The sequence below is a fragment of the Microseira wollei NIES-4236 genome, assembly GCF_020521235.1.
Classification (GTDB): Bacteria; Cyanobacteriota; Cyanobacteriia; order Cyanobacteriales; family Aerosakkonemataceae; genus Microseira; species Microseira wollei.
Window position 1 is genome coordinate 1 of the sequence record NZ_BLAY01000358.1, and the last position, 3,631, is coordinate 3,631.

The 3,631-nt window shown below is 43.8% G+C and carries 2 protein-coding genes and 2 pseudogenes; 2 read left to right on the plus strand and 2 right to left on the minus strand.

The features are described 5' to 3' along the window. Both MiSe_RS48115 and MiSe_RS48120 read right to left on the minus strand, forming a co-directional pair. On the minus strand, positions 1-1,141 hold a 1,141-nt coding region (locus MiSe_RS48115; RefSeq protein WP_226594460.1), incomplete at its 3' end, for a tetratricopeptide repeat protein. Continuing rightward, a complete protein-coding gene (locus MiSe_RS48120; RefSeq protein WP_226594463.1) occupies positions 1,134-2,426 on the minus strand; it encodes a P-loop NTPase fold protein in 1,293 nt (430 codons plus the stop codon). The genes MiSe_RS48115 and MiSe_RS48120, both read right to left, overlap by 8 nt. Positions 2,427-2,625: 199 nt before the next feature. On the opposite strand from MiSe_RS48120, the pseudogene MiSe_RS48125 reads away from it, so the two are divergent. After that, positions 2,626-3,030 (plus strand): annotated as a pseudogene (locus MiSe_RS48125) (Uma2 family endonuclease); the annotation flags it as partial. 349 nt (positions 3,031-3,379) lie between these two features. Then, a pseudogene (locus tag MiSe_RS48130) lies at positions 3,380-3,631 on the plus strand (RNA-guided endonuclease TnpB family protein); the annotation flags it as partial.

A 3,631-nucleotide genomic window follows, 5' to 3' on the forward strand; every position in this document is an offset into this window, starting at 1 on the left:
GCTCAGCCGCCTCCCAATTGCCCCGATTGCGTTCGATATCGCCTAATTCTCCCCAAGAACTTGCCATCCCCGCGCGATCGCCCAATTCTTCGCGCAATTGCAACGATTGTCGATACAAACGCTCAGCGGCCTCCCAATTGCCCCGTTTGCGTTCGATATCGCCTAATTGTCCATAGACATTAGCTACACCAGAGAGATCCTCTAATTCTTCGTACAGTTGCAAAGATTGCTGCAAGTTCCCAACAGCGTCATTCCAGTTGCCGATAGATTTCTGAATATAGCCCAGCCATCCTAGAGAAAACGCCAATTCTGACTTGCGATCGGCTTTTTTATATTCCTGTATTGCTTGTTGGAGAGATGCGATCGCCAAATTCAAGTCGGTTTGGGGAGATTTAGATAACCCCTGTTGTACTTTCTTGAAGTAAGTTTTTCCCAGTTCCTGATCCAAACTTCCTAACAAGGGAGAATCGGGTTCTAACAGTTTCAAATTTTCAATCTGTTGCTGCAATTCGGCGATATTTGTTACAGTTTCCGATTCGATTGGTTGGGGGATTTCCGAACGATACTCCAGCGAACTAATAGACTTCTCCATCGGCTGGAAAAATTCAAACACTCCCCCGCGCCAACTCCAAAAATCCGGCGCTTGTTTAGCCAATTCTGCCGCAATTTGTTGCGTCACCCACAACACAATCGGAAACTGAAAAGATCGCAGCGCTTCCCGCGTCCATTGTACCGAAAATAAAAAGCGCTCCAGGTCTGATTTTTCCTCTCTAAATCGCAGATCGAGTAACTCACTTGCCCCCAACACCGTCACCACAAATGACTTATTTAACTCAGCTTCCGATGTTTTGGCGACAAGCGTTTGCAAGCTTTGTTTCAGACTCGGTTGACTCCCAGATATCTGGACGCGAAAGCATTCAACTCCTTGCGCTCTTAATTCCGTTTCATATTTTTGCATCACCTCATCTCGATACCTGCGATTATCGCAAATAGCAATCAAGATATTTAGCTTGCCAAAGCTAGCCTTGAGCGACAAAATCAGCTTCCGCAAGTTGCGTTGATTTTCCTTTTGATAATCCGCGTCTAACTCCTTCATCCCTGACAATTCCCAATTCCCAATTCCCAATTCCCAATTACCCATCAATCAACTTTTCCCGCTTCAAAAGCTCAACCACAATCGGATGAACGTCATACCACAAAGCATCATTCTCATATTCTAGCACCATCAAACCGTGCAACAACTTGACAAAAGCTTCCCCTTCAGCAGGCTTAAGCGTTTTGTATACTTCCACCAAAGTCTCATACAACTGACTCGAACTAATCTGCCGCGCAAAATCATTGCGTAAATTGCGGATTGCCGTTGTCAAAATTTCATCATCAATTTGCATATTTTCTCGCTCCGGCTCGATTTCCAACTGCACCATACATTCCGTACAGCACTCGCGTCCAATCCGCACCAATTCCCGAATCACGCCTCCAGTCAGCAACACCATTTTCTGGGCGATTTCAGGTGGCAACAGTCCAGGCGGAAAGCGTTTTTCTAGCACTTGGTGAAACAGGTTAATATTTTTACTAATCGGCTGTGCGTCAGGATTGCGACAATCTTTGTGATGGTAAAACTTCATTACCGGAAACAACTGAGGTCGGACAATCCCTTCTGAATTTAGCGCCCCCATTACTTGCGGATCTTGGACAGCAGAAATCGGAATCGTAAATACAATTTTAAATCCGGGTGAAAACAAAGCTTTAACGTTATTGCGATAAATCGGTTCGATTACGCTTAAATCCAGCTTATCTAAGTCATCAATAATTACCAATACGGGTTTTTTCGTAGTATTTTGAATTGACACTGCCAATAAATCGATATTGCGGACTAACTCAGACACCTTTTTCTCATAGGTTCGTTCTAATTCCTGACGAAACGCGCGTTCTTGTTGCAGCTTCAGGGTAATCAGTTTAAATATATCGTTAGCACCCACAGCCATCTCTGACTTGGTTTCCTGTTCGGCAGTTTCTTTTTTAGTTGTAGTTGTCCAACCTACGAGCGATCGCTTAACGCTGTCTAAGACTGGAATCTTAATTTTAGTGGCTTCACTCAGTAACTTCAAGCCAATTGCATACAAAATATTGACGTGACTGACATCAGAGATTTCAATCAAATTAGAAATTGAAAAAAATACAGCAAAGTATTTTTCTTGCATTTCCACTGAAAAGCGTTTGAGCAAGGTAGACTTACCACAGCCTCGATGTCCCGCAAAAATTACTTTGCCATCAGCAGCGGAAGCATTAACTACTTGCTTGAGTCTAATTAGTACTTCGCGACCGTATTCTACTCGAAAGCGCTCAATGTCTTCTGGTTCTATCAGCGGGAACAAATCCAAGTCTCGATAAGCCTGCTGTAACTGTTCCATTAGTGCTTCATTCATTGGTTTCAGCCCCAGTAACTTTTTCAATAATAACTCAAATTGGTAATTGCTAATTGCTAATTGCTAATAGGAAGGAACTTCCAGATTTACAATGAGCCATTAGCCATTAGCCATTAGCCATTAGCCATTAGCCATTAGCTATGACCACCCTGCAATAGATTAATATTGAATTAAGCTTGAAACTCTATTGGAGGTGGCGATGGCGCTGATTCCCCGCAGGTTGATTGAGCAAGTAGATCCGCCCTTGTCGCCCAAAGAAACTCTGCCGACGATGTACGATTTACCCAGCGAATACCCGGAGGAACCTGGTTTGCCTGATGAATTTCACGACCTCCAACCCCAATTATTAAGCCGAACCCTGCGCTTGGGCGACTACTGCCGCGAGAATTGCTTCACCGCCTCTGCTCTCAACCTCTACTACAATGTCAAGCATCCTTTATGGCACAAACGTCCAGATTGGTTTCTGGTGGTCAATGTCTCGCGTCTATACGAGGGTACAGATCTGCGCCGCAGTTATGTAAGCTGGCAGGAAGGACAGCATCCTTATGTGGTGGTAGAATTATTGTCTCCCGGAACCGAGAGCGAAGATTTAGGACGTTTTTACAGTCAAGTCTCCAATATATCTCTCCAAAAAACAAACTCTTTGACAGGCGAGACGCCTATCCCACAAGAGATATGGTCGAAGTCTAATGGATCGGAAGAGGTATAGGAGGTCGATCCTAAGCAACTGACACGCCCAACACCACCGCGTAAATTTGAGGTGTACGAAAAGTATCTGCGGGTTCCACACCTAAAAATAACGGGAGATTGGTAGCCCCGTCAATTTATTGCGGGGCGGAAAATCGACGCGAGCGGTTTTAACCGCCGTCAATATTAAGGTTAATTAATGTTGATTTTTGGTCTTCATAAAATCGTATACAATTTAAGAATAAATTGATTGGAGGTTATAGTAATTGGCTAAAAGCAGGACTTCATCATTTATCACAGAAATTCCATTGGTTGTAGATAGCAAGCAACAAAAAGAACTACTGTCTCGATTTCAAGCAGCGAGACAACTGTACAATGCCTGCCTGAACGAAGCAATGGTAAGAATGAATCTCGTGAGAAACTCAGAAGCCTTCCAGCAAGCCAAACAGATAAATAGAGAAACTAAGAAAAAAAGAAGTGACGCATTCAACGCTGCAAGAACTGCATACAGATATTCT

Coding starts and splice junctions, on each gene's coding strand:
- MiSe_RS48120 (WP_226594463.1), bottom strand. CDS start 2,426: ATGAATGAAGCACTAATGGAACAGTTACAGCAGGCTTATCGAGACTTG.